Annotated in this window: 20 protein-coding genes and 1 other RNA gene; 12 read left to right on the top strand and 9 right to left on the bottom strand. The window is 64.4% G+C overall.

Annotation, left to right across the window (positions count from 1 at the left end; genetic code table 11):
- Window positions 1-2: 2 nt before the first annotated feature.
- Entirely contained in the window at window positions 3-431 is a 429-nt protein-coding gene (gene mraZ / locus AC56LV_RS19365) for a division/cell wall cluster transcriptional repressor MraZ (RefSeq protein WP_499560225.1), read from the bottom strand.
- 504 nt (window positions 432-935) lie between these two features.
- On the opposite strand from mraZ, the gene AC56LV_RS19360 reads away from it, so the two are divergent.
- The 5 genes from AC56LV_RS19360 (at window position 936) to udk (ending at window position 3,398) form a co-directional block, all read left to right on the top strand.
- On the top strand, window positions 936-1,571 hold the full coding sequence (locus AC56LV_RS19360) for a response regulator (protein WP_499560044.1): 636 nt from the start codon (window positions 936-938) through the stop codon (window positions 1,569-1,571).
- A 57-nt stretch (window positions 1,572-1,628) separates the two neighbouring features.
- The gene (locus tag AC56LV_RS19355) at window positions 1,629-1,751 is read left to right on the top strand and encodes a hypothetical protein (protein ID WP_499560043.1); all 123 of its coding nucleotides are present in this window, start codon (window positions 1,629-1,631) and stop codon (window positions 1,749-1,751) included.
- Window positions 1,741-2,130, top strand: coding sequence for a response regulator transcription factor (locus AC56LV_RS19350; protein WP_499560042.1), 390 nt, complete (start codon window positions 1,741-1,743; stop codon window positions 2,128-2,130). Before AC56LV_RS19355 ends, AC56LV_RS19350 begins: the two co-directional genes overlap by 11 nt.
- A gap of 283 nt (window positions 2,131-2,413) precedes the next feature.
- Window positions 2,414-2,671 (top strand): hypothetical protein, encoded by a 258-nt coding sequence (locus tag AC56LV_RS19345; RefSeq protein WP_499560041.1) that lies wholly within the window; start codon window positions 2,414-2,416, stop codon window positions 2,669-2,671.
- A gap of 85 nt (window positions 2,672-2,756) precedes the next feature.
- Complete coding sequence (udk, locus tag AC56LV_RS19340) at window positions 2,757-3,398, top strand: uridine kinase (protein ID WP_499501002.1); 642 nt, start codon at window positions 2,757-2,759, stop codon at window positions 3,396-3,398.
- A 32-nt stretch (window positions 3,399-3,430) separates the two neighbouring features.
- Here udk and AC56LV_RS19335 read toward each other — a convergent pair whose 3' ends face one another.
- Together AC56LV_RS19335 and AC56LV_RS19330 are read right to left on the bottom strand one after the other, a co-directional pair.
- Complete coding sequence (locus AC56LV_RS19335) at window positions 3,431-3,838, bottom strand: response regulator (RefSeq protein WP_499560040.1); 408 nt, start codon at window positions 3,836-3,838, stop codon at window positions 3,431-3,433.
- A 160-nt stretch (window positions 3,839-3,998) separates the two neighbouring features.
- On the bottom strand, window positions 3,999-5,558 hold the full coding sequence (locus tag AC56LV_RS19330; RefSeq protein WP_499560039.1) for a diguanylate cyclase: 1,560 nt from the start codon (window positions 5,556-5,558) through the stop codon (window positions 3,999-4,001).
- Between the two features lie 257 nt (window positions 5,559-5,815).
- Between AC56LV_RS19330 and AC56LV_RS19325 the strand changes: the two genes are divergently transcribed.
- On the top strand, window positions 5,816-8,155 hold the full coding sequence (locus AC56LV_RS19325; protein WP_499560038.1) for a putative bifunctional diguanylate cyclase/phosphodiesterase: 2,340 nt from the start codon (window positions 5,816-5,818) through the stop codon (window positions 8,153-8,155).
- Here AC56LV_RS19325 and AC56LV_RS19320 read toward each other — a convergent pair.
- The 6 genes from AC56LV_RS19320 to rnpB form a co-directional block, all read right to left on the bottom strand.
- Window positions 8,119-9,126 carry a Csu type fimbrial protein gene (locus tag AC56LV_RS19320; protein WP_499560037.1) on the bottom strand — a complete coding sequence of 336 codons (1,008 nt, stop codon included), beginning with the start codon at window positions 9,124-9,126 and terminating at the stop codon, window positions 8,119-8,121. The genes AC56LV_RS19325 and AC56LV_RS19320 overlap by 37 nt on opposite strands.
- 4 nt (window positions 9,127-9,130) lie before the next feature.
- Entirely contained in the window at window positions 9,131-11,584 is a 2,454-nt protein-coding gene (locus tag AC56LV_RS19315) for a fimbria/pilus outer membrane usher protein (RefSeq protein WP_499560035.1), read from the bottom strand.
- A gap of 14 nt (window positions 11,585-11,598) precedes the next feature.
- Complete coding sequence (locus AC56LV_RS19310) at window positions 11,599-12,324, bottom strand: fimbrial biogenesis chaperone (protein WP_499560033.1); 726 nt, start codon at window positions 12,322-12,324, stop codon at window positions 11,599-11,601.
- 12 nt (window positions 12,325-12,336) lie between these two features.
- Window positions 12,337-12,846 carry a Csu type fimbrial protein gene (locus AC56LV_RS19305; protein WP_499560031.1) on the bottom strand — a complete coding sequence of 170 codons (510 nt, stop codon included), beginning with the start codon at window positions 12,844-12,846 and terminating at the stop codon, window positions 12,337-12,339.
- A gap of 180 nt (window positions 12,847-13,026) precedes the next feature.
- The gene (gene glpK, locus AC56LV_RS19300) at window positions 13,027-14,520 is read right to left on the bottom strand and encodes a glycerol kinase GlpK (protein WP_499560029.1); all 1,494 of its coding nucleotides are present in this window, start codon (window positions 14,518-14,520) and stop codon (window positions 13,027-13,029) included.
- A gap of 58 nt (window positions 14,521-14,578) precedes the next feature.
- An RNA gene (gene rnpB, locus AC56LV_RS19295) (RNase P RNA component class A) lies at window positions 14,579-14,926 on the bottom strand.
- 145 nt (window positions 14,927-15,071) lie between these two features.
- Between rnpB and AC56LV_RS19290 the strand changes: the two genes are divergently transcribed.
- From AC56LV_RS19290 to yghU, 6 genes are all read left to right on the top strand, one after another.
- The gene (locus AC56LV_RS19290) at window positions 15,072-16,769 is read left to right on the top strand and encodes a thiamine pyrophosphate-binding protein (protein ID WP_499560027.1); all 1,698 of its coding nucleotides are present in this window, start codon (window positions 15,072-15,074) and stop codon (window positions 16,767-16,769) included.
- Between the two features lie 99 nt (window positions 16,770-16,868).
- Window positions 16,869-18,035 (top strand): signal recognition particle-docking protein FtsY, encoded by a 1,167-nt coding sequence (gene ftsY / locus AC56LV_RS19285; RefSeq protein ID WP_499560025.1) that lies wholly within the window; start codon window positions 16,869-16,871, stop codon window positions 18,033-18,035.
- 23 nt (window positions 18,036-18,058) lie between these two features.
- A complete protein-coding gene (locus tag AC56LV_RS19280; protein ID WP_499560024.1) occupies window positions 18,059-18,730 on the top strand; it encodes a cell division ATP-binding protein FtsE in 672 nt (223 codons plus the stop codon).
- The gene (gene ftsX, locus AC56LV_RS19275; RefSeq protein ID WP_499560022.1) at window positions 18,727-19,647 is read left to right on the top strand and encodes a permease-like cell division protein FtsX; all 921 of its coding nucleotides are present in this window, start codon (window positions 18,727-18,729) and stop codon (window positions 19,645-19,647) included. Before AC56LV_RS19280 ends, ftsX begins: the two co-directional genes overlap by 4 nt.
- 586 nt (window positions 19,648-20,233) lie before the next feature.
- Window positions 20,234-21,124, top strand: coding sequence for an RNA polymerase sigma factor RpoH (gene rpoH / locus AC56LV_RS19270; protein ID WP_183557105.1), 891 nt, complete (start codon window positions 20,234-20,236; stop codon window positions 21,122-21,124).
- Between the two features lie 284 nt (window positions 21,125-21,408).
- Window positions 21,409-22,251, top strand: coding sequence for a glutathione-dependent disulfide-bond oxidoreductase (gene yghU / locus AC56LV_RS19265; protein ID WP_499560020.1), 843 nt, complete (start codon window positions 21,409-21,411; stop codon window positions 22,249-22,251).
- The last annotated feature ends 37 nt before the right edge of the window (window positions 22,252-22,288 follow it).

Below are 22,288 nucleotides of genomic sequence, written 5' to 3'. Positions count from 1 at the left end.
CCTCAGAAAGAAAAATTGGAAAGTACATCCGGCATGCCGCCAGCCACGGCTGCGGCCTCGTCCTCGGCCAGTTTGGCGGCGTTCCAGATTTCGAAGTGGCTGCCCATACCGAGCATCATCACTTCCTTCTCGAGCCCGACTGCAGCGCGCAGCTCGGGGGAGATCAGGATCCGTCCGGCGCTGTCAAGCTCGACATCGACGGCATTGCCAAGGAAAATACGCTGCCACGAACGGGCCGACATCGGCCAGGCGGCGATCTGCTTGCGATGCTCTTCCCACACCGGGCGCGGGAAAAACAACAGGCAACCCTGAGGATGCCTGGTCAGCGTGACCCGGCCTTCGCACTGAAGTGTCAGGGCGTCACGATGCTTGGCTGGAATGGACATCCGCCCTTTTGCATCGAGGTTGATCGCTGACGCGCCCTGGAACACGTAAATGCCTAGCTTGGAGAATTCGGTTGGTCGTTGTTGTCTGGCGCCGGGATCTGGATTTCTTCCCACAAATCGACACTTTTTCACACTGTTTCCCACTTTAGTGGAAGCAATGTTGACGGTCAAGCGAAATCCCAACCGTGCTTTCCTAATTTTGCCAATGAAACCAATGACTTAGGTGCATGTTTGGGGTACTCGACAATTCAAAATATTCCTTTAAATTAGGGACTTAGCCGTTACAGTGAAGGTCGGGCCTCATTCCGCAACAACATATTTACGTTTGTGCAAGCGCAAGGCAGAGAATAAAATTGACGTAAAGTAACAACCAGCGTGTGTTTGAAACCACTGTACGGGCATCCAGCACTCTGATGCACCCCAAGAACTTGCCAATGCGCTATGCTCCGATCTGACAGCACCGGATAACAACTTTTGGTTTAAGAAACTCTTCATTTATCTGGTTAACTATTTTGACTTTGGGAAACTTAAAACGTAACATCAGTAAATATGAAAAATTCTCCCGACCTGCAGCCGGCCGCACCGTACAACGCCGCTGACTATTGCTCGACCAAGGAGGCGGCTGCAGTCCTTGGCGTGTCGCATCGCACGGTGCAACTGTGGGTGGAGAGCGGTACGCTGCAAGCGTGGCGCACGGCTGGCGGCCATCGCCGCATCACGCTGGAATCGGTCAACCGCCTGGTCGAAGGGCGCCGCATTGCCATTGCCGCGCATGCGCCGCCACCGGCCGCGTCGGCCGCGTCCGCGTCATCAACGCGCCGCGTGCTCGTGGTGGACGATGATCCCCTGATGCTGCGCCTGTACGAACTCGAAATGGCCGGCTGGGGCATGGACCTGGACGTGGTCAAGGCCAACAACGGTTTCGAGGCGCTGATCCGCATCGGCGAAGAGCGCCCCGACCTGCTGGTCAGCGACCTGAACATGCCGGGGATGGACGGGTTCCGCATGATCCGCACGCTGCGCGAAGACAGTGGCAGCGCCGGCATGAGCATGATCGTGGTCAGCGGCCTGGACCGTGCAACGATCAAGGCGATGGGCTTGCCGGCCGATATTCCGGTGTTCCCGAAGCCGGTGCCGTTCGGCGAATTGCGCGCCGCTGTCGAACACGGTCTGGCGCGCGCTTGATCAGCAACTGAACTGCTATGCTCGGCGCACCGACGCGCCTTTCATGCCAGCCCATCCATGACCGCCACCCTGGCCTCCATGCCGATCCTGTCTACCCTGCCGATCCTGCCTGCCCTGCGGTTCGACCAGGCTGGCGCCATCCGCCTGCATTCACGGCAGGAGCACGGCGATGCCCGCTAACACCATTCTTGTCGTCGATGACCAGGACGAGCTGCGCCTGCTTATCTCGCTGAGCCTGCAATCACTGGGCCGCATCGTCGAAGCGGCCAACGCCGAACAGGCGCTCGCCCTGTTTGCGGCCGAGCGGCCCGACGTCGTCATGCTCGACATCTGGCTTGGTCCCGGCGACAGCGGGCTCGACGTCTGCGCACGGCTGCGGCAGGATCCCGCCAACGCCGGCGTCAAGATCGTGCTCTTGTCGGCCTGCGGCCAGCAAAGCGATATCGCAGCCGGGATGGACGCTGGCGCCGATCTGTACATCGTCAAGCCGTTCAGCCCGATCGAATTGATCGATGCAGTGTCCGGATTGCTGGCGAGTTTGCCTGAAAACACGGCCTGATATTTCTTATTTGAAACTAATGTTGCTTTTAGAGACTATTCTCTAATTCGTTAAAAATCCGCAAAATCGACAATTTTTTTTATCTTTATAGCAATTATCTCAGGTGTGGTCGCCGGCCTGCGAAACATATCCCGTCGTACCGGTAAGTAAATACCGCCAAACCAGAAATACCGCTAAATTCCCTCTTCGCTTCGTTGCACACTGTGTTCGCACACGGCCCCGCCGATATGGCTATGATGGTCTTCATCGATCATCTACCGGCTGTCTGCCAAGACCACAAAGCATGTCGCGCTCCCTCCGTTTCCTTGCTGCTCTGCTCGCCACCGCCACCCTGACCTTGCCGGTCGGTGCGGATGCGCACGTGGTGTCGGCAAGCTTCGAAGCGCGCCTGACGATCGTGGCGACCTGCTCGATCAATGCCGGCGCCGCCGTGCAGGTGCAATGCGCCAGCGCGGCCACGCCGTATCGCCTCGACGCCCCGGCAGCGCCATCGCTGCGCAGCGCCGGCCCGGACGCCGGCCGCGTCACCGTCTACTTCTGATTCACTGATCATCGAGCAAGGTCAGAGCCAAATCAGCGCCAGGCCCGCCCTGTCGGCCTGCGCGCCTCTCCGGTATCATGCAGGGATGAATTCCATTCCTTTCATGCCGTTCGTCATCGGGGTCGCCGGTGGCAGCGGCAGTGGCAAGTCCACGGTCTCCCAGCAGGTACTGGCGTCGTTCGGCGCCGACATGGTCTCGATCGTGATGCAGGACGATTACTACCGCGACCAGTCCGACCTGCCCCCTGAAGTGCGCCGCAAGCAGAACTACGATCATCCGCACGCGTTCGACTGGCCGTTGCTGATCCAGCACGTTCAGGCGCTGCGTAATGGCGAGGCAATCGCGATGCCCGAGTACGATTTCACGATCGACAACCGCTCGGACAAGACCATTCCCGTCAAGCCGGCGCCCGTGATCGTGGTCGAAGGGCTGTTTGCGCTGTACGACGCCGATTTGCGCGACATGATGTCGCTGAAGATCTTTGTCGATACGGCGTCCGACGTGCGCTTCATCCGCCGCATGCAGCGCGATATTGCCGAACGTGGCCGTTCATTGGAGAGCATCGTCAGCCAGTACCTGGACACCGTGCGGCCGATGCACAAGCAGTTCATTGAACCCACCAAGCGCAATGCCGATGTGATCCTGCCCCATGGCGCAAACGGCCCGGCGGTCGACATGATCACCACCAAGGTAGCGAGCATCATCGGCCGGTCGAAGCGGCCCTGAATACAGCGCGGCTCGCGGCGCACACGAATAACTCAGGCGCGCATATGCTTTTCGACGGTGGCCTGCAGCGCGGACCTGAACCGGGCCAGGTCGCCCGACTTGTGGACATAATCGACGGCGCCGAGCTTGCGGGCACGCTCGCGGTCGGCGTCGAGATCCGAATTGCTCAGGATGATCAACGGCACGTCGTGCTGCAGCTGGTAGCCCCGCATCAGGATCATCGTCTCGAAGCCATCCATCCGGGGCATCTTCAGGTCCATCAGGATCAGGTCGAAATGGCGTTGCTTCATCAGGACCAGTGCATCCCAACCGTCGCGCGCGACGTCGACGTCGAATCTGCCTTCAAATTTTTCCAGTGCCTGCAGCGTGAATTCGGCGTCGAACGGAAGGTCTTCGACGACCAGGATGACTTTTTGGGCAGCATTGTCTGTCTTGATCATTGCACAGTCTGGCTTCCGGTGAATCGCTTCGTTGGGGGTCCTGCTGGTCGTCGGCATCATCAATACAGTATAGACGAGCTACTGCCCTGGCGTTGTGCCATGTCCGGCGGATGTCCCGCCAATCTGAGGCGATCGTCCAGCCCCACGCTGCCGGCCGCTGCTACGGACCGGCAACCAGGCGATTGCGCCCGTCCATCTTCGCCTGGTACAACAGGCGGTCCGCGGCTTCGATGGAGGCCAGCGGCGCCGCGCACGTGCCATCGGCCTGGTTGCAGGTATGGACCCCGAGGCTGACCGTGACATGGCCGTACGAACTGCCCTGGTGCGCCAGGCCGAGCGCCTGCACGGCGGACCGGATGTTCTCGGCCACCGCGCGGGCGCCGTCGCTGTCGGTATCCGGCAGGATGATGGCGAATTCTTCGCCGCCATAGCGCGCCGTCAGGTCGGTCGGCCGCCGTGGGCCCGAGGCAATCGCCCCCGCGACCCGGCGCAGGCAGTCGTCGCCGGCGACATGGCCATAGCAGTCATTGAACTTCTTGAAGTGGTCGACATCGAGCAGGATCAGCGAAAACGGCAGGCCGCTCCGTCGGCCCCGTTCGTATTCGATGGCCAGCACTTCGTCGAAGCGGCGCCGGTTGGCCAGCCCGGTCAGGGCGTCGACATCGGCCAGGTGGCGCAGCGATACATTGTGCAGCTCGAGCGCGCTGCGCGCCGCGCGCAATTCGGACTCCAGCGCCTCGCGCAAGCGCAACTGGCTGATCATGCGGTGCCCTCCCCAGCCGAGCATGCACACGGCGAACACGACCACGCAGCTCATCTTGATCACTGCCATCCACCAGCCATCCAGGATTTCGTCCTTCGCCTGGGCCGTCGCCACGAGCAGCGGAAAGCCGTCCAGGTGGCGGTAACTGTAGAGGCGCTCGACGCCATCGATCCTGGCCACCATCATCGCCGTGCCAACGGGGCCGGATCTGGAATAGGCCTGGAACACGGGACCGTTGCGGATGCTCGTCCCCACCATCGCGGCGCTGAACGGACGGCGGTACAGCAATGTGCCGTCATCGATGGCCAGAATGATCGTGCCGGTGCGGCCGACGTCGAAGCTGTCGTAGAACTTGCCGAAGTAATCGAGATTGAGCGAAGCCATCGCGACGCCGCCGAAACTGCCATCGGGGCGGTTGATCCTGCGTGACACGGGAATCGTCTGGATGCCGGTGGAACGGCTGAAGATCGGCTTGCCAATGCGCGTCCCCAGGTCGGTATGGGTCATGTGGTAACGAAAATATTCGCGGTCCATATTATTCCCCGGCAGCACCGATGGCAGCGAGGTCGCCAGACGCGCGCCGTCAGCGCCATAAATGTACAACTCACGCACCTCTTCGCTGGTGCGGGTGATGCGCGCCATCCGTGCATGCAGGCGCGGTATGTCCAGCGGCTGTGTTGCTGACTGCTCGACCCGCTCGACCATTTCTGCCAGTACCGAATCGGCCACTGTCAGCGAGCGCTCGGCGTGCGAGGCCAGCGCGCGCGCCATGTTTTCGGTGCTGATTGCCGTCTGGTCGAGTTCACCCTGGCGCGACGCCCACAAGCTCCACCCATGCAGGCCGATCAGCAACAGGCAGAAGCCCGCCATCAGAATGATCGACCGCACGACCAGCGGTCTGCGCCGCTCGTCGAGATGTTGCAGGCGGAGCAGGTTCAGATCGGTGGAAGGCGGCATGGCAAGAATGGCAACAAGGAATGAGAAAGATTCCCGACAGCTTAATAGTTCCCATCGGAAATGTATTGCCGATTAGAACGTAAAGCCTCGCTCTGTTCATCGCTTAGATACCGTGCCGGACGGGCGAGCATGGCAATCTGCGCCAATGGTCGCGTGCACGCAACAAGGACGGATCAAACGGTGTGATCCGATACAAACTGATAGAATGTTTCCCCATGGAAATTAGAAGATGATTGCTACACTTTTGGACAGCCTGGATGCCTCATAGAATCAATCGGGATCTCTTCCGGTGGCGCGTGCGCGCCTTCGCCAGGCTGATGTCGGCAGTGCTGGTGCTGGCGCTGGTCGTGGCCGTGCCCAGCGCCCTGGTTGCCGCGTACCAGGGCTATCCGCAAGTCGCCCTGATGGACACGCTCGCACTGGCGTGGATCCTGGCGATCTGGCGTTTCGACCGCTGGTCGCACATGACCCGCGTCGTCAATTTCCTGGCCATGCTGTTTTTCGTTGCCGTCGGTTCAATCGTCTCCGTTGGTGCAGTCGGCCTTTGCTACCTTCTCGCGATACCCGTCATCGCCGTGATCCTGCTGGGACAGCGCGCGGCGTATGCCACGATCGGGGCCGGCGCCCTGGCCATGATTGCTCTGGGCCTGGCCGGCTACAGCCAGCTGACCATGGGCGACCTCGCGCGCGACTCGCCCGTGGGCGCGCTGCTCTTCGCGCTCAACTATGCATGTGTCGGCACGCTGGGCACGCTGACCGCAGGCAGCGTGCTCAGGGGCTTGTCGCGTTCGCTGAACAAGGCGGACGCCGTTTCCACGTCCCTCGAGCAGGAGCGCACCACACTGCGCGTCGTCAATCAGGAACGGCGACTGACCTCGGCAGCGCTGGCGGGCCTGCACGACATGGTGCTGATCGTCCAGGCCGTTCCCGGAAAAACCTCGCATCAGCCGATCATCTTCGCGAATGCCGCGTTCGAGCGCCACAGCGGTTATCGCATCGACGAAATCATCGGGCAAAGCCTGAATGCCCTGCACGGACCGGAAACCTGCGCCGACACCGTCGCGGCCCTGTCGGACGCGATGGCGCGCTACGAACCGGCGTCGGCGCAACTGGTCAATTACACGAAAACAGGCGAACCGCGCTGGGTGGAAGTCGATATCGTGCCGTTCGCCGGCGAAGGCGGACCGATCACGCACTGGGTTGCCGTTGGCCGCGACATCACCGAAAAGCGGCAGTCCGCCGAATCGATCCGCAAGCTGGCGTTCTACGACGTGCTGACCGAATTGCCGAACCGCCGGTTGCTGATGGAGCGCCTGGGCACCCTGGTCGACAAGGCGCAGCGTGGCGAAGGCATCGGGGCCGTGCTGTATCTCGACCTGGACAACTTCAAGAGCGTCAACGATGCGCGCGGCCATGCGACCGGGGACGCCCTGCTGAAACACGTGGCCGGCATCCTGCGCGATACCGTCCACCGGCGCGACACCGTGGCGCGCCTTGGTGGCGACGAATTCGTCGTGCTGGCCGAGCATCTTGGCGACGACGCCAGCGCGGCCACCGCCGCTGCAGTGGCGCTGGCCGAGCGCGTCGGCACCGCCCTGCGCCGGCCCATCGACATCGATGGCCAGGTCTACCAGTCGTCGGGAAGCGTCGGCATTTCGCTGCCGACCCGGCTGGAGCAGACCGCCCAGGACCTGCTGCGCGAAGCCGATACGGCGATGTACCATGCCAAGGCTGCGGGGCGCAATAGCGCGGCCCTGTTCGAGACGACCATGCTGGCCGCCGCCGAAAATTCACTGATGCTCGAACGCGACCTGGGCAATGCCCTCGACAACGACGAGTTTGCGCTGCACCTGCAGCTGCAGGTCAGCCCCGACGGCCAGCCGATCGGCGCCGAATCGCTGTTGCGCTGGCGCCGTGCCGACGGCGTGCTGGTACCGCCCGACGTGTTCATTCCGATCGCCGAAAAAACCGGCCTGATCGTCCAACTGGGAACCTGGGTGCTGCGGCAGGCATGCCTGTCCTGGCTGCGCCTGTCGCGCGCCGGCCACGCGCTGCCGCTGTCGGTCAACGTCAGCCCGCGCCAGTTCCAGCAAGCCGACTTCGTCGACGTGGTGCGCTCGATCCTCGCCGAGACGGGCGTGCCCGCCACCCAGCTGATCTTCGAACTGACCGAAGGCCTGCTGGTCGAGAACATGGACGCAACCGTCGCCCGGATGCATGTGCTGGCCGGGCTGGGCATCCGGTTCTCGATCGACGACTTCGGCACCGGCTATTCGAGCCTGGCCTATCTGCAGAAAATGCCGTTGTACGAACTGAAGATCGACAAGGGCTTCATGCGCGACATGCCGCACGACGTGAATGGCACGGCGCTGGTCAAGTCCATTCTCGCCATGGCTGGCCAGCTCGGCCTGCGCGTGGTCGCCGAAGGCATCGAAACCCGCGAGCAGGCGCAGTTTCTCGCATCGCACGGCAAACCGTGCATGCAGGGCTTCCTGTTCTGCCGCCCGATGCCGCTGGGCGAACTGATCAGCCAACTCGAAGCCGCCCTCCCGTCACACCATCAGAACATCAGCAACACCGTCACCGTGTCACGGTAGTCGCCCGGCGTCGGGGCGCGCTGGCTTGGCACGATCCCGTACATCATGACGTTCTGCGCGCTGCCGGTGCCGATGCCGCTGTAGACCGTGGTGCCGGCCGTGCCGTCGCCCCAGGCCGCGCCGTCTGGTGTCGATGAAATCCGGTAGCCGATCGTCTCGCCGGTCACGCTGTTCTTCATCGTGCGCGCCCCCGGATTGCCGGACACGCCGCCGTTCAGCGCGATCTGGTAGGTGCTGTCGGCCGTGCACGCGACGCTCAACGGCGCACTGATGCGCTGGTCGTTGATCGGGCTGCCGCTGGCAAAGGCCAGGTTGCTGGTGCTGATCAGGCAATTATTGACCGCCGTGGCGCGTGCCTGGAACGAGAATGCCGCGCTGGCGCCGGCCGTGCACGGCACGCTGCCGAAGCCGTACTGCACGGTGCCGTGGCCGGCGAAGCTGGCGCCATACACCGTATCAGCATTGCCGACCGTGGCCACGCCCACCAGGCTCGCCGCCGGAATTTTTCCGTACACGGTGAAGCTGCGCGTCACCCCGCCCAATCCCAGCAAGCCCGCCAGTGTTGCGGTGACCGGCCTGGCGCCGATGGTGCTGGCGGTGCTGCCCCAGATCTTGGCCGCCGTGTACGAGCTGTCGGTGTAGAGGTTATACGACAGGCGGTTGCTGCCGTTGAGCAGGTAGCGCGGGGCGCCCGTGCCGCCGCCCGGGCCCACGCCCAGGTTGACGCAGACGTTCGCCGCCGGCAGCAGCAGTGCGTTGGTCCCGATGGTCCAGTAGCAGGTCACGTTCAGCGTGCCGCTGGCCGTGACATCGCTGCCCGCGATGGGGCTGACGATACCGAAGTCGACATCGGTCATCGTGGCCACGCAGTTGTCGGCGCGCGCCGCGGTGGCGGCCAGCAACCACAGCGTGACAGTCATCAGGATCAGGCGGCACAGGCGTGGCGCGAGTGGGCGGCAGATTGCGGTCATTTGGTCATTTTCCTTGCAGGGGCTGGCAAACCAGCGGTCCGATCACGGGCAGTTCGCCCGCCACCGGCTTGTAGTCGAAACGCACTTCGCACTCATCCTTGCCGCTGCCGATGCGCACGCGGTTTTGTGCGCGCAGGCCTTCGATGAACAGCACGCCATCGTACCCGACCATCGCCGTCGATTCGCTGCCGTCCAGGCGTGCCAGCGTGCCAACGTCGGGCACCGTGCCATCGGCGCGCACCAGCGTGAGCGTTGCGGCTGCGTAGCGTTCGATCGCGAAGCGCGCCACCACGCCGGCATTCTGGCGCGGCACGATCTCGAGGACCGTATTCGGGATGCGGGTATCGGACGGCAGCGACGACGGGTCGATCGCGATCCGGCTCGCGGCGTACGGTTGCAGGTCGGGCACCAGCAGGCGCCCGTTGCGGTCGGTGCGACCGATCGGGCGATTGTCCTGCAGCACCGGCAGGTCGGGCGCGCCGCTCGAGACGAGCGCGAAACCACGTCCGACATTGCGCGCCGTGATCAGTGCGCCATCCATCGCGACGATGGCGCCGCTGACATCCAGGCTCGTGTTGCGGCTCTCGCCCACGCGCTGCGTCGAGACGATCGCGCGGCCATGCGCGCCCAGGTATTGCACCTGGGCCTGGTCGTAACGCTGCGCCCCCGTCTTGCCTGACTGGACGGCCCAGCCGAGGCCACCGTCGAAGTCCGGCGCGCGCCCCATCGACACCGACGCCACCTGCTCGCCGCGCTGGCGCCCCGCATTGGCATTGACCGCCACGCGCGAATCGAAGGCCATGCTGAAGGTGGCCGTGATGCCCCGTTCGGCACGCCGTTCGAGATCCTGGAACGCCCCCAGGCTGAAGTAGCCGCGCAGGCCGACGCTGCGCGACCAGGCCAGCGACACGGTGCGCGTTACCTGGGAGGGCGTGGCCTGCGCGGTCAGTCTGCTCAGCGGATTGCCGAACGGATCGGGCAGCGGCGCGATGCCCGCCACCAGCGGCGTGCGCAGCTGGATCAGGTTCATGCTGAAGCTGTTGCCGGCGAACGCGGTGCTGATGCTGGCCCGGTCGAGTGCGCGCGGCACCGGCGTGCCTTCGAGCGTGCCCAGGTCACCGAAGCCGGCGCTGGCGCGGGTCGATTGCAGGTCGAGCGCGAAGCGTGGCGACACGTACTGGTAGCCGAGCGTGGCTTGCCAGCCACGATAATGGCCGGCGCTGGCCGCCAGCGCGCCGCTGGCCACGCCGGCGCCCGGCACGCGCGCAAGCACACCGCCGCCGAGCAGCACCTGGCCGCTGCCGGCTTCGGCATGCCCTTCCAGCGTCAGGCGATCGGTCCAGCCATGGCGCACCGAACCCACTGCCGCCGGGCCGCCGTAGCGGAACGATGCCACGCCGTAGTCGCGCCGCAGCGCGCCAAGGGAGACGGCGAAATCGGTCAGGCCGCGCGCCAGCAGGCGGGTGTCGACGTACAACGGCAGCGTGGTGGCGACTTCGCGCCCCAGCGCATCGCGCGTGATGACGGTGGCCTGGCCAGCGCCGTTCAGGCCCGCCACCTGGTCAACCACGAACGGGCCGGTCGGCACGCTGGTGCTGAACTGGCGCACGTTGTTGACGAACAGGTCCACGCTCGTGGGGACGACGGCCGAACCGGCAATCGAGGCCACCGGATAGGTCACCAGGTCCGGGCGCAGCTCGAAGTTGCGGCGCCACTCGATGCCGCCCAGGCGCAGCGCGCGCGACCAGCTCAGCGCCGGGGTGACGGTGTCGCCCAGTTGCACGGTGGTCAAGCGGTCCTGGTTGGCGTAAGTCCAGGTGGTGTCGTAGCGCGTATAGCCGCGCTCTTCGCCGCGCAGGATGGCCGCGCCGGTGCTGCTCAAGCTGCCGCGCGGATCGAAATAACGCAGGTCGAGATTGCTGGCCACCGAGCCACCGCTGCTCTGGGCAAACACGTTGTAGTTCAGGAGCATGCCGCGGCTGGCCTGGCCGGCGCCGCTGGCGCGCACCGTGCGCGCACTGATCACGCGCGCGACGCGCAGGCGATCCGACAAGGTCAGCGCCAGCGTCTGAGCGGCGCTGTCGTAGCGCCAGCTCATGCCGTCGATCTCGTCGAGCAGAAAATCGGCGCGGTCGGCCACGCCGAAGCGCGCCGGGTCCAGGCCCAGTTCGCGCAGGCTCTCGACCGTCATGCGCAGACTGGCGCCCTGCTGCATCACGGAGACGAGCAGGCCCGTGGGCTGGCCGTCGATCGACACGTCCAGATACAGTTCGGTGGGCTGGGCGGCCACCAGGCCGGCCTGCGCCTCGAGCGCGGCCAGCGAGGCCGACGCCGGCGCGGCAGCGACCATGGCGGCCGCAGCCGCGATGGGCGTGGCAGGTGTGATGGCGAGGGCCAGCAGGCAGGTGGGCAGGGACGATGACCGCAGGGCCCGCCACGCCCGGTGGCGTGTGTGCATGGCTGCCCCGGTCGTCAGTCGCGCGCGACGGCCGCCTTGGCGGACTGCGGCTTGGCGTTGACGCTGGTGTCGATGGCGAGCGGCGCCGGCAATGCCCCGGCGACGTCGGCGGGCAAGGCCCATTCGCGCGTTCGGCCCGGCAGCGCGTAGCCCAGCAAGCCTTTGCTGAGCACGACGTCGCGGCTGCCGACCGTCACACTGGTGGCGCCGATCTGCGCATGCAGCGCGCCGGTATTGCGGGCGCGCAGGTGCCAGGCGCCGGCGCGCTGGAAGGTGCTCCATTCGAGCTGCGGGGCAGCTTGCGTATCGCTTGGCAGCACGAAGGCCGGGACCGAATACTGCAGGCGGATCGCGACATTGGCCTGCTGAGGGTCGCCGCGCGGCAGTTCATCGATCAGGATGCGGTAGGTCTGTTCGGCGCCGCCCGGCATCGCGGGGGTGCCGGCGCGGCGCACGAGGCGGATCGTCTGGGCGCTCTTGCCCGCGATCTCGATGATCGGCGGGCTGGCCACGAGCTGCGTGGTCGGGGTCAAGGCATCGATGCCGTCACGCTGGTCCCAGGCGTACACCCGGACCTGGCCGTACAGCGGCGTGTCGCCATTGTTCTGCAACTGGATGCCGGCCGAATTCTGGCCAGGCTGGAAGCTGATCGACACCGGTGAAATCTGCAGGTTGGCGCCGTGCGCCGCCGTACCGGAACACAGTGCCGCCGCCAGCGCGATGGAGAAGAAGCCCCGCATGCACGACTCCGATCAGAAGTAGATGGTCGCAGTGATCGTCGATTTGTAGTTGTCCGGCGTCGGCGACTTCTGGACCGGGATTTCACCGTACACGGTCAGCGTCTGCGCAGTACCGGTGCCGGTGCCGGCCAGCGTGTCGGTGCCCTGGGTATTGCCCCACAGGCTAGAGCCGGCGCTGCGGTACAGGTTGACGGCGACGGTGTCGGCGTTGGCGCCGGTGCCGCTCAGGAAGCGCGTGGTGCCAGTCGAACCGGCGCCGGTGCCGGCGTCCAGACCCACGTTGTAGGGCGTGGTGTTGGTGCAGGTCACATTGATGTTCGACGAGCCGGTGAGCGCGGAGGTGATCACGCCGGTCTGGCCGAAGTCGATGCCGTTGGCAGCGATGGTGCAGTCGGCCACGACGCGCATCGTGACGTCGAAGGTGCTGCTCTTGCTCTTGGAGTACACCGCGGCGCCCGTGGTGAAAGGCATGACAGCAGCCAGGACAGCAGCCATGACACGGATACGTTTCGAAGTGGTCATCATCATATTCTCCAGATTCAAGGGCGCTGTCACCGCGACGCGCATCGTCTTGCTCAACTCAGAAAATATGATACATGTGTTTCCATGTGGAATCAAAGCGCTTTTTTCAATTCTGCTGAATCTGCGCACTTTGCTGGTTTTTTGCAACACTCGTTGCATCGTTGTCATCCGGCAGCGGATTTATTCCTCCGGCTCGGCCCAGGAACGTGCATGCGCAACGGCCCGCGCCCAGCGCGCCATCAGCGCCGCGCGGCGCCCGGCCGCCATCCGGGGCTCGAAACAGGTGTCGACCTGCCACTGGTGCTCGAGTGCTGCGGGCGATTCCCAGACACCGCACGCCAGGCCGGCAAGCCAGGCGGCGCCCAGCGCCGTCGTTTCGGTCACGCGCGGGCGCACCACCGGGATGCCGAGCAGGTCGGCCTGGAATTGCATCAGCAGGTCGTTGCGCGCTGCCCCGCCATCGGCGCGCAGTTCGGTGACGGCGCAGGCAGCATCCTTCTGCATCGCGGTGAGCAGTTCGGCGCTCTGGTAGGCGATGGCCTCGAGCGCGGCGCGCGCGATATGGGCGGCGGTCGTGCCGCGCGTCATGCCAAGGATGGTGGCGCGTGCGTACGGATCCCAGTGCGGTGCCCCCAGGCCGGTGAATGCCGGCACCAGCATCACGCCGCCGCTATCGGGCACGCTCGTGGACAGCGCCTCGACCTCGCGCGACTGGCGGATGATGCCCAGGCCATCGCGTAACCACTGTACCGTGGCGCCACCCATGAAGACGCTGCCTTCGAGCAGGTAATCACTGCGCCCGTCGATCGTCCAGCCAACGGTCGACAGCAGGCGGTGATGCGATACCGGTGGCGTGGCGCCGGCATGCATCAGCATGAAGCAGCCGGTGCCATAGGTATTCTTGACCATGCCCTTGCGGTGGCACGCCTGGCCGAAGGTGGCTGCCTGCTGGTCGCCGGCAATGCCGGCAATCGGGATCGGGTGACCGAACCATTCGGCGGCGGCATGCCCGACCAGGCCGCTGCTGGGCACGATCTCGGGCAGCACCGCGCGCGGGATGTCGAACAGCGCCAGCAAGGCGTCATCCCAGGCCAGCGTGTGGATGTTGAAGAGCATCGTGCGCGCCGCGTTGCTGGTGTCGGTCACGTGCCGCCCGCACAGGCGGTACACCAGATAGCTGTCGACGGTGCCAAAGGCCAGCTCACCCCGCTCGGCCCGCTGGCGGGCGCCCGGGACATGGTCGAGCAACCATTGCAGCTTGGTGGCCGAAAAATACGCGTCGAGCTCCAGACCCGTCAGTTCGGCGATCATGGCTGCCCTGCCCGCTTCGCGCAGCCGGTCGCAGGCGCCGGCCGTGCGCCGGTCTTGCCAGACGATGGCGTTGGCCACGGGTTCGCCGGTAACGCGGTCCCACAGGAGCGTCGTTTCACGCTGGTTGGCGATGCCGATGGCGGCAATGCGCGCAGGGTCGATGCCGCTGTCGGTCAGCGCAGCGCGCGCGCAGGCAAGCTGGCTGGCCCAGATGTCCGCCGGATCATGCTCGACCCAGCCGGGTTGCGGGAAATGCTGGGGAAATTCGCGCTGGCAGCTGGCCACGGCCGTACCGGCGTCGTCGAACACGATCGCACGCGAACTGGTGGTGCCCTGGTCGAGGGCGAGGATGTAGTGGGTCAATGCGGTCTCCGGAACGACCGGGGAAAACGCGCACCGAGCGGTGCGCGTCATGAATTATGTGTAAAGCAGGCCGATAGGCCGGATTCTGTGTAGCGCCACCTTGCGGCGACACTTGGACAATCATTCCTCTAGGCGCTGAATTACTCCAGCGCTCAAGCTTCCTACCCGCACGCTCCGCGAGCAACATCAACGCGTGCCTATTTGGAATTGCTCCGAGTGGAGGTTACCGCGTTTCACCGTAACTAAATACGCTCGTCTCTGTGGCCCTGTTCCTCGCCTTGTACCACTGGCTTGCGCCAGCGGATTTCGGCGGACGGCCGTTAACCGTCACCCTGCTCTATGGAGTCCGGACCTTCCTCCCGTCCACGACCTTGCGGCGTGGACCAGCGACTGCCTGGCCTGCTTCACGGGGGCATTGTAACCGATATCCCTCTGGCCAAGCCCGGCACCGCGCCCGTGTTTTCTGAAATTTGATGTCGCCATTCCAAAAGCCGCGTGCAAGCCGCTCACTTAGAATACTTGCAAGCGAACCCTATAAGGACGACCCTTCCATGACGCACCCTTCCCGCACCGGCGGCCAGATCCTGGTCGATGCCCTCTCCATTCACGGCGTCGATACCGCCTTCGGTGTCCCGGGTGAAAGCTACCTGGACGTGCTCGACGCGCTGCACGATTCGAACATCCGGTTCGTGATCAACCGCCAGGAAGGGGGCGCGGCGTTCATGGCCGAGGCCTACGGCAAGCTCACCGGCAAGCCGGGCATCTGCTTCGTCACGCGCGGGCCGGGCGCCACCAATGCGTCGATCGGCGTGCACACGGCGTACCAGGATTCCACGCCGATGATCCTGTTCATCGGCCAGGTGGGCAACGACTTCGTCGACCGCGAAGCATTCCAGGAAATCGACTACCGCCGCATGTACGGGCAGATGGCCAAGTGGGTCGCCCAGATCGACCGCGCCGACCGCATCCCCGAATATCTGGCGCGCGCGTTCCAGGTCGCCACCAGTGGCCGTCCGGGCCCGGTGGTGCTGGCACTCCCCGAAGACATGCTGGTCTCGCTGGCGGAAGTCGCCGACACGCGTGCCTATACGCCAGCGCACGGGGCGCCATCCGCCGACCAGATAGCGCAACTGCGCACGATGCTGGCCGGGGCCAAGCGCCCGGTCGTGCTGCTTGGCGGCGGCACCTGGACCGCGCAGGCGTGCGCCGACCTGGCGCAGTTCGCCGAGCGCAATCACCTGCCGGTGGGCTGCACGTTCCGCTTCCAGGACCTGCTTGACAACGCGCATCCGAACTACATCGGCGACGTGGGCATCGGCATCAATCCGAAGCTGGCCGCCCGCGTGAAAGACGCGGATCTCGTCATCGCCATCGGCCCGCGCCTGGGTGAAATGACGACCGGCGGCTACACCTTGCTGGCCGCGCCCGTGCCGGCCCAGCGCCTGGTGCACATCCACCCCGACCCCGAAGAACTGGGCAGCGTGTACCAGGGCGAACTGATGATCGCGGCCGGCATGCCGCAGGCGTGCGCCATGCTCGCCGCAATGGACCCGGTCGAGGCCACCTGGCAGGACAGCGTGACGCAGGCCAAGGGGGAGCTTGCCGCGTGGCAGGCGCAACCTGCCCTGCTGCGCGAAGGCGTCCCGCTCGATCTGTGGCAAGTGGTACAGGATCTGCAAAGTGCGCTGCCGGCGGACGCGATCATCACCAACGGCGCCGGCAATTACGCGTCGTGGGCGCACCGCTTCTATCGGTATGGCGGCATGCGCACCCAGCTGGCGCCGACCAATGGCGCGATGGGGTATGCGGTGCCGAGCGGCGTCGCGGCCAAGATCGTGCATCCCGAGCGGGCCGTGGTGACCTTTGCCGGCGACGGCGAATTCATGATGACGGGCCAGGAACTGGCCACCGCCGTGCAGTACGGCGCCGGCGTCGTGATCCTGGTCTTCAACAACAATATGTTCGGCACGATCCGCATGCACCAGGAGCGCACCTATCCGGGCCGCGTGTCGGGCACCAACCTGCACAATCCGGATTTCGCGGCGCTGGCGCGCGCCTATGGTGGCCATGGTGAAGTGGTCGACCAGACCGCCGACTTTGCACCGGCCCTGGCGCGCGCGCTGGCCTACACGGCGCAGGAACAGCTGCCGGCCGTGATCGAGCTGCGTTACGACGGCAATCTGATCACGCCGAACGCCACGCTCGAGATGATGCGTGCACAGGCCGAGGCCGCAAAAGGAGCACGCTAACGCGCAAAGCGGGAACGTATTGCTGCTCTGGTAAAATATTCGCACGTTTTTTCATCGCCGGCCCCGCCGGCGTTCGCACGAAGTCCCCCACCAGACACTATGTTCAGCTTCTTCAAAAGAAAGAAAGCGCCCGATACCCCGGCGCCGGAACCTGTTGTACCTGCTGCACCCGCGGCGCCTGTCGCCAGACCGGCGCCACCGGCGCCCGCCGTGGCCAAGCCCGATATCAAGAAGGACGTTAAGCCCGAGGTCAAGCCTGACCTCAAGTCCGAGATCAAGACCGAGATCAAGACCGAGGTCAGCGTGCTGCACGAAGGCGGCAACCTGTTCCCGGAAACCGCCGAGCGCCCCACCACCGAGCTGGAAAAGAAGCAATCGTGGATGGCGCGCCTGAAGGCCGGCCTGTCCAAGACCTCGAGCAACCTGTCGCTGCTGTTCGTCGGTGCGCGCATCGACGAAGACCTGTACGACGAACTCGAAGCGGCGCTGCTGATGTCCGACGCCGGCATCGCCGCCACCGAACACCTGCTCACCGAGCTGCGCCGCAAGGTCAAGGAAGACAAGCTGCTCGACGCGCCCGCCGTCAAGACAGCGCTCAAGAGCCTGATGATCGAGATGCTGCTGCCATTGCAAAAGCCGCTCGAACTGGGCCGCCACGACCCGTTGGTGATGATGATCGCAGGCGTCAATGGCGCCGGCAAGACCACCACCATCGGCAAGCTGGCCAAGCACATGCAAAGCTTCGACCAGTCGGTGCTGCTGGCTGCCGGCGACACGTTCCGCGCCGCCGCGCGCGAGCAATTGATGGTCTGGGGCCAGCGCAATAACGTCACCGTGATTTCGCAGCAGTCGGGCGATCCGGCCGCCGTCGCGTTCGATGCGGTCCAGTCGGGCAAGGCGCGCGGTACCGATGTCGTCATGATCGACACGGCCGGCCGCCTGCCGACCCAGCTGCACCTGATGGAAGAGCTGAAGAAGATCAAGCGCGTGATCGGCAAGGGCATGGCGGGTGCACCCCATGAAATCCTGCTCGTCATCGACGGCAACACGGGCCAGAACGCGCTGGCGCAGGTCAAGGCGTTTGACGATGCACTGGGCCTGACGGGCCTGGTCGTCACCAAGCTCGACGGTACCGCCAAGGGTGGCGTGCTGGCTGCGATCGCCCAGAACCGTCCGATTCCCGTGTACTTCATCGGTGTGGGCGAAAAGCTGGAAGACCTGCAGCCATTCAATGCCGAAGAATTCGTCGACGCGCTGCTCGGCTGAGCGGCTGATCGAACAAGGACACCATGATTGCATTCCAGTCAGTATCGAAGCAGTACACGCACGGCGACGCGCAGGGCAGCTATGCGCTGCACGACGTCACGCTCGCCATCGCCAAGGGCGAGCTGGTCTACCTGGCCGGCCCGTCGGGCGCGGGCAAGTCGACCCTGATGAAAATGGTCGCCGGCGTCGAGCGGCCCACCAGCGGCAAGGTGATCGTCAGCGGGCATGACGTCGGCCGCATCAAGCCGGCCGGAATTCCTTTCCTGCGCCGCAATATCGGCATCATCTTCCAGCAACAGCGCCTGCTCAACGACCGTAATATCCTGGCCAATACGATGCTGCCGATGCTGGTGACCGGCGCGCGCACGGCGGAAGCCGAGCAGCGCGCCCGCGCCGCGCTCGACAAGGTCGGCCTGCTCGACCGCGCGCGCGCGATGCCGCTCGAACTGTCCGGCGGCGAGCAGCAGCGCGTGGCCGTGGCCCGCGCGATCGTCAACCGGCCGCAGATCATCCTGGCCGACGAACCCACCGCCAACCTCGACCGCGTCGCGGCCGACAAGGTGCTCGATGCGCTGCGCTCGTTCCATGCAGTGGGCGTCACGTGCGTGATCTCGACCCACGACGATTACGTGCTGGAGCGCGCCGAGCGCGTCATCCGCCTGGAAAATGGCCAGCTGGTCGGAGGTGCAGCATGAGCCCGTGGTTGCGCCAGCACCGTTTCGCCCTGGTGGCCGCGCTGTCGACCGTGCGCAAGTCGCCCGGCAGCTTCCTGTTCAACGTGCTCGTCGTCGCGCTGGCGCTCACGCTGCCGTTCGCCGGCCTGACCCTGCTCGACAATGTACGGCCACTGTCCGAGCAATTGTCGGTCGATCCCGAGATCAGCCTGTTCATGCGCGAGGATGTCAGCCGCCCCGATGCACAGGCATTGCTGCCGCAGATTCGCCAGATCGTCGCGCAGGGCAAGGGCGAAGTCACGTTCGTGCCGCGTGAAGAAGCGCTGGAATCGCTCAAGGCACGCAGCAGCCTGGGCGGCGTGCTGGAAACGCTGGGCGAGAACCCGCTGCCGGACAGTTACGTGATGAAGCTGGGCGGCTTTGCCAGTGCCGGCGCCGCCGCGCAGGTCGACGCCATCACCGAGCGCCTGCGCGCCCTGCCCGGCGTCGAGACGGTGCAGGTCGACTCGGCCTGGGTCAAGCGCCTGGCCGCGCTGCTGGGCATCCTGCGCCTGGCCCTGCTGCTGCTGGCCGGTACGCTTGGCATCGTCGTCATCGCGGTAGTGTTCAATACCATCCGCCTGCAGGTGCTGACGCAGAAAGAAGAAATCTCCGTCTCGCAACTGCTGGGCGCGACCAATGACTTCATTCACCGCCCGTTCTTCTATACGGGCGCCCTGCTCGGCCTGTGCGCCGGCGGCGTCGCCCTGGGCGTGGTGGCGTTGGCGTTGCAACCGCTCAATGGCGCCATCGCTGAATTTGCGCGGCTATACGGCTCGCAATTCCAGCTGGCGCCGCTGGGCGGGCTGGAAATCGCGGGCTTGCTGGCCGTCAGTGCCGGCCTGGGCCTGATCGGCGCCATGCTGTCGGTACGGCGTCACTTGGCGCGGGGGCGCTGACGGGCTGCAGGGGTGCCGGCAGCGGCACTCCTACAAGATTGCTGAATAAAAAAGATTGATTCAGGGTGTTGAAAATACCGGAAGTGGCACCACTTCCACAGCAGGGCGAGGCGGCCGTTGTGCTGCCTCCCCAATTACCTGGCTGTCGGAATGCGCCGTAGTGCGCCCATACTCCTACGGTCACGTCGCACTTCCCTACGCTGTCTTGCGTAGAACTCCTACAGGCCGTCCCAGTCGTACGTGCGCCATTCAACAGAGAGCTTGTCTGTCGCGCCTTAATCTGAACCTGTACGCGATTTCCAGTGTTTATCGGCTCGGTTCTGAGCTGAATCAAACGAATATTCAAGTGCTGTTCTACAGTAAGTTTGCTTGCGGATTTAATTCCCATAGGCAATACTTTAGACAGTCTTAAGTTCTGGCCACGTTCTGGCACTCTCTTTGGGGGAGTGCTAATATATGGTCCAAGGCAATCAAATTTCAAGCAAAAGTATCCGCATGACGAAGCGATGTTCGCTTCAGGATGGCGTCACCGGCATGAGGCCGAGGCCCGTCAGGATGCAGCAAGATTATTAAAAGGGAAATAAACATGTCCGCACAATCCGCATTGGTCCCGACCGGCAATCGTGCTCTGGGACTAGGTTTCACCGGCAATCTCGGCAATATCGATGCGTACATCTCGGCAGTGAACCGCCTGCCGATGCTCACGCACGAAGAAGAGATGTCGTTGGCAAAGCGGCTGCGCGACGATAACGATCTCGACGCAGCGCAAAAGATGGTGCTGTCGCACCTGCGCCTGGTGGTGTCGATCGCGCGTGGCTATCTGGGCTATGGCCTGCCACACGCCGACCTGATCCAGGAAGGCAATATCGGCCTGATGAAGGCAGTCAAGCGTTTCGACCCGAACCAGGGCGTGCGCCTGGTGTCGTACGCCATGCACTGGATCAAGGCCGAGATGCATGAGTACATTCTCAAGAACTGGCGTCTGGTCAAGGTCGCGACGACCAAGGCGCAGCGCAAGCTGTTCTTCAACCTGCGCAGCAACAAGGTGGGCCTGGATGCGATGTCGCCGGGTCAGGTCGATGATCTGGCCAAGCTGCTGGGCGTCAAGCGTGAAGAAGTGATCGAGATGGAAACCCGTCTGTCGGGCCGCGATATCGCGCTCGAGTCGCCAACCGACGATGAAGACGACAAGTTCTCCCCGATCGCCTACCTGTCGTCGGAACAGCAAGAGCCGACCAAGGTGCTCGAAGCGCAGCAGGTCACGCGCCTGCAGTCCGAAGGCCTGGAATCGGCGCTCGGCAAGCTCGACCCGCGTTCGCGCCGCATCATCGAAGCGCGCTGGCTGGCCAACGACGACGGTTCGGGCGCCACGCTCCACACGCTGGCAGAAGAATTCAGCGTGTCGGCCGAGCGGATCCGCCAGATCGAGTCGGCTGCACTCAAAAAGATGAAGGGTGCGCTGACGGCGTTTGTCTGAGCCGCCCTGCCATCTCCAGAACCCCGCCCCGGCGGGGTTTTTTCTTATGCGGCTTTGCTTTTTCCAACGCCCCCTTGGTGGATTTTTGTTGCGTTGAACGCGTGGGCGGCACAGCCGCCCACCCTACGGTATTTTTGTAGGGTGGACGGGTTCCCCGTCCACGCGTTCAACAACACGTGGCCGCCACGAAACCAGGGTAACTTGAACGCGTGAAGCCGCAGCCAACACGTTTGTCGCCCATTGGCTAGAATGGTTCTTCTGACACGTCAGCTCAAGGAAAAGCCATGCCTGATTCAACGCCGTATGTCCCACCAACTGTCTGGACCCCGCCCGCCACCCCGGGCGGCGCATTTGCCAATATCAATCGCCCCGTCGCCGGACCGACGCACGACCAGGCACTGCCAGTGGGTGAGCACCCACTGCAACTGTATTCGCTGGCCACGCCCAATGGCGTGAAGGTCTCGATCATGCTCGAAGAACTGCTGGCCGCCGGCCATGCGGGTGCCGAGTACGATGCCTGGCTGATCCGCATTAACGAAGGCATGCAGTTCTCGAGCGGCTTCGTCGATGCCAACCCGAATTCGAAGATTCCCGCCCTGGTTGACCGAAGTGGCGCCGAGCCCGTTCGCGTGTTCGAATCGGGGGCGATCCTGGTGTACCTGGCCGAAAAATTCGGCGCGTTCCTGCCGACAGATGGTGTAGCGCGCACCGAGACGATGAACTGGCTGTTCTGGCAGATGGGTTCGGCACCATTCATGGGCGGCGGCTTTGGCCACTTCTATGCGTATGCGCCGGAAAAGCTGCAATACCCGATCGACCGCTACGCGATGGAAACCAAGCGCCAGCTCGACGTGCTGGATCGCCATCTGGCCGACAACCGCTACATGGCCGGCGACGAGTACACGATCGCCGACATGGCCATCTGGCCCTGGTATGGCGGCATGGTGCTCGGCCAGCTGTACGACGCCGCCACATTCTTGTCGGTGCACGAGTACAAGCACGTCAAACGCTGGGCCGATGCAATCGCGGCGCGGCCCGCCGTGGTGCGCGGACGCAAGGTCAACCGGTCGTTTGGGCCGGCAGAAGACCAGGTGCTGGAACGCCACAGCGCTGCCGACCTCGACTGATCACCCTGCCCTGGGCGTGCTACGCAGTATGCCTGCC

This window comes from Telluria sp. RB2R28, assembly GCF_059685835.1.
Note: the sequence above shows the minus strand (reverse complement) of the source record. Positions and strands in the feature narration are given on the sequence as shown.

What these genes read in the sequence shown, in the direction of transcription:
- AC56LV_RS19360 (WP_499560044.1), top strand. Translation starts at nt 936, where the DNA reads ATGAAAAATTCTCCCGACCTGCAGCCGGCCGCACCGTACAACGCCGCT.
- AC56LV_RS19355 (WP_499560043.1), top strand. Translation starts at nt 1,629, where the DNA reads ATGACCGCCACCCTGGCCTCCATGCCGATCCTGTCTACCCTGCCGATC.
- AC56LV_RS19350 (WP_499560042.1), top strand. Translation starts at nt 1,741, where the DNA reads ATGCCCGCTAACACCATTCTTGTCGTCGATGACCAGGACGAGCTGCGC.
- AC56LV_RS19345 (WP_499560041.1), top strand. Translation starts at nt 2,414, where the DNA reads ATGTCGCGCTCCCTCCGTTTCCTTGCTGCTCTGCTCGCCACCGCCACC.
- udk (WP_499501002.1), top strand. Translation starts at nt 2,757, where the DNA reads ATGAATTCCATTCCTTTCATGCCGTTCGTCATCGGGGTCGCCGGTGGC.
- AC56LV_RS19335 (WP_499560040.1), bottom strand. Translation starts at nt 3,838, where the DNA reads ATGATCAAGACAGACAATGCTGCCCAAAAAGTCATCCTGGTCGTCGAA.
- AC56LV_RS19330 (WP_499560039.1), bottom strand. Translation starts at nt 5,558, where the DNA reads ATGCCGCCTTCCACCGATCTGAACCTGCTCCGCCTGCAACATCTCGAC.
- AC56LV_RS19325 (WP_499560038.1), top strand. Translation starts at nt 5,816, where the DNA reads ATGCCTCATAGAATCAATCGGGATCTCTTCCGGTGGCGCGTGCGCGCC.
- AC56LV_RS19320 (WP_499560037.1), bottom strand. Translation starts at nt 9,126, where the DNA reads ATGACCGCAATCTGCCGCCCACTCGCGCCACGCCTGTGCCGCCTGATC.
- AC56LV_RS19315 (WP_499560035.1), bottom strand. Translation starts at nt 11,584, where the DNA reads ATGCACACACGCCACCGGGCGTGGCGGGCCCTGCGGTCATCGTCCCTG.
- AC56LV_RS19310 (WP_499560033.1), bottom strand. Translation starts at nt 12,324, where the DNA reads ATGCGGGGCTTCTTCTCCATCGCGCTGGCGGCGGCACTGTGTTCCGGT.
- AC56LV_RS19305 (WP_499560031.1), bottom strand. Translation starts at nt 12,846, where the DNA reads ATGACCACTTCGAAACGTATCCGTGTCATGGCTGCTGTCCTGGCTGCT.
- AC56LV_RS19290 (WP_499560027.1), top strand. Translation starts at nt 15,072, where the DNA reads ATGACGCACCCTTCCCGCACCGGCGGCCAGATCCTGGTCGATGCCCTC.
- ftsY (WP_499560025.1), top strand. Translation starts at nt 16,869, where the DNA reads ATGTTCAGCTTCTTCAAAAGAAAGAAAGCGCCCGATACCCCGGCGCCG.
- AC56LV_RS19280 (WP_499560024.1), top strand. Translation starts at nt 18,059, where the DNA reads ATGATTGCATTCCAGTCAGTATCGAAGCAGTACACGCACGGCGACGCG.
- ftsX (WP_499560022.1), top strand. Translation starts at nt 18,727, where the DNA reads ATGAGCCCGTGGTTGCGCCAGCACCGTTTCGCCCTGGTGGCCGCGCTG.
- rpoH (WP_183557105.1), top strand. Translation starts at nt 20,234, where the DNA reads ATGTCCGCACAATCCGCATTGGTCCCGACCGGCAATCGTGCTCTGGGA.
- yghU (WP_499560020.1), top strand. Translation starts at nt 21,409, where the DNA reads ATGCCTGATTCAACGCCGTATGTCCCACCAACTGTCTGGACCCCGCCC.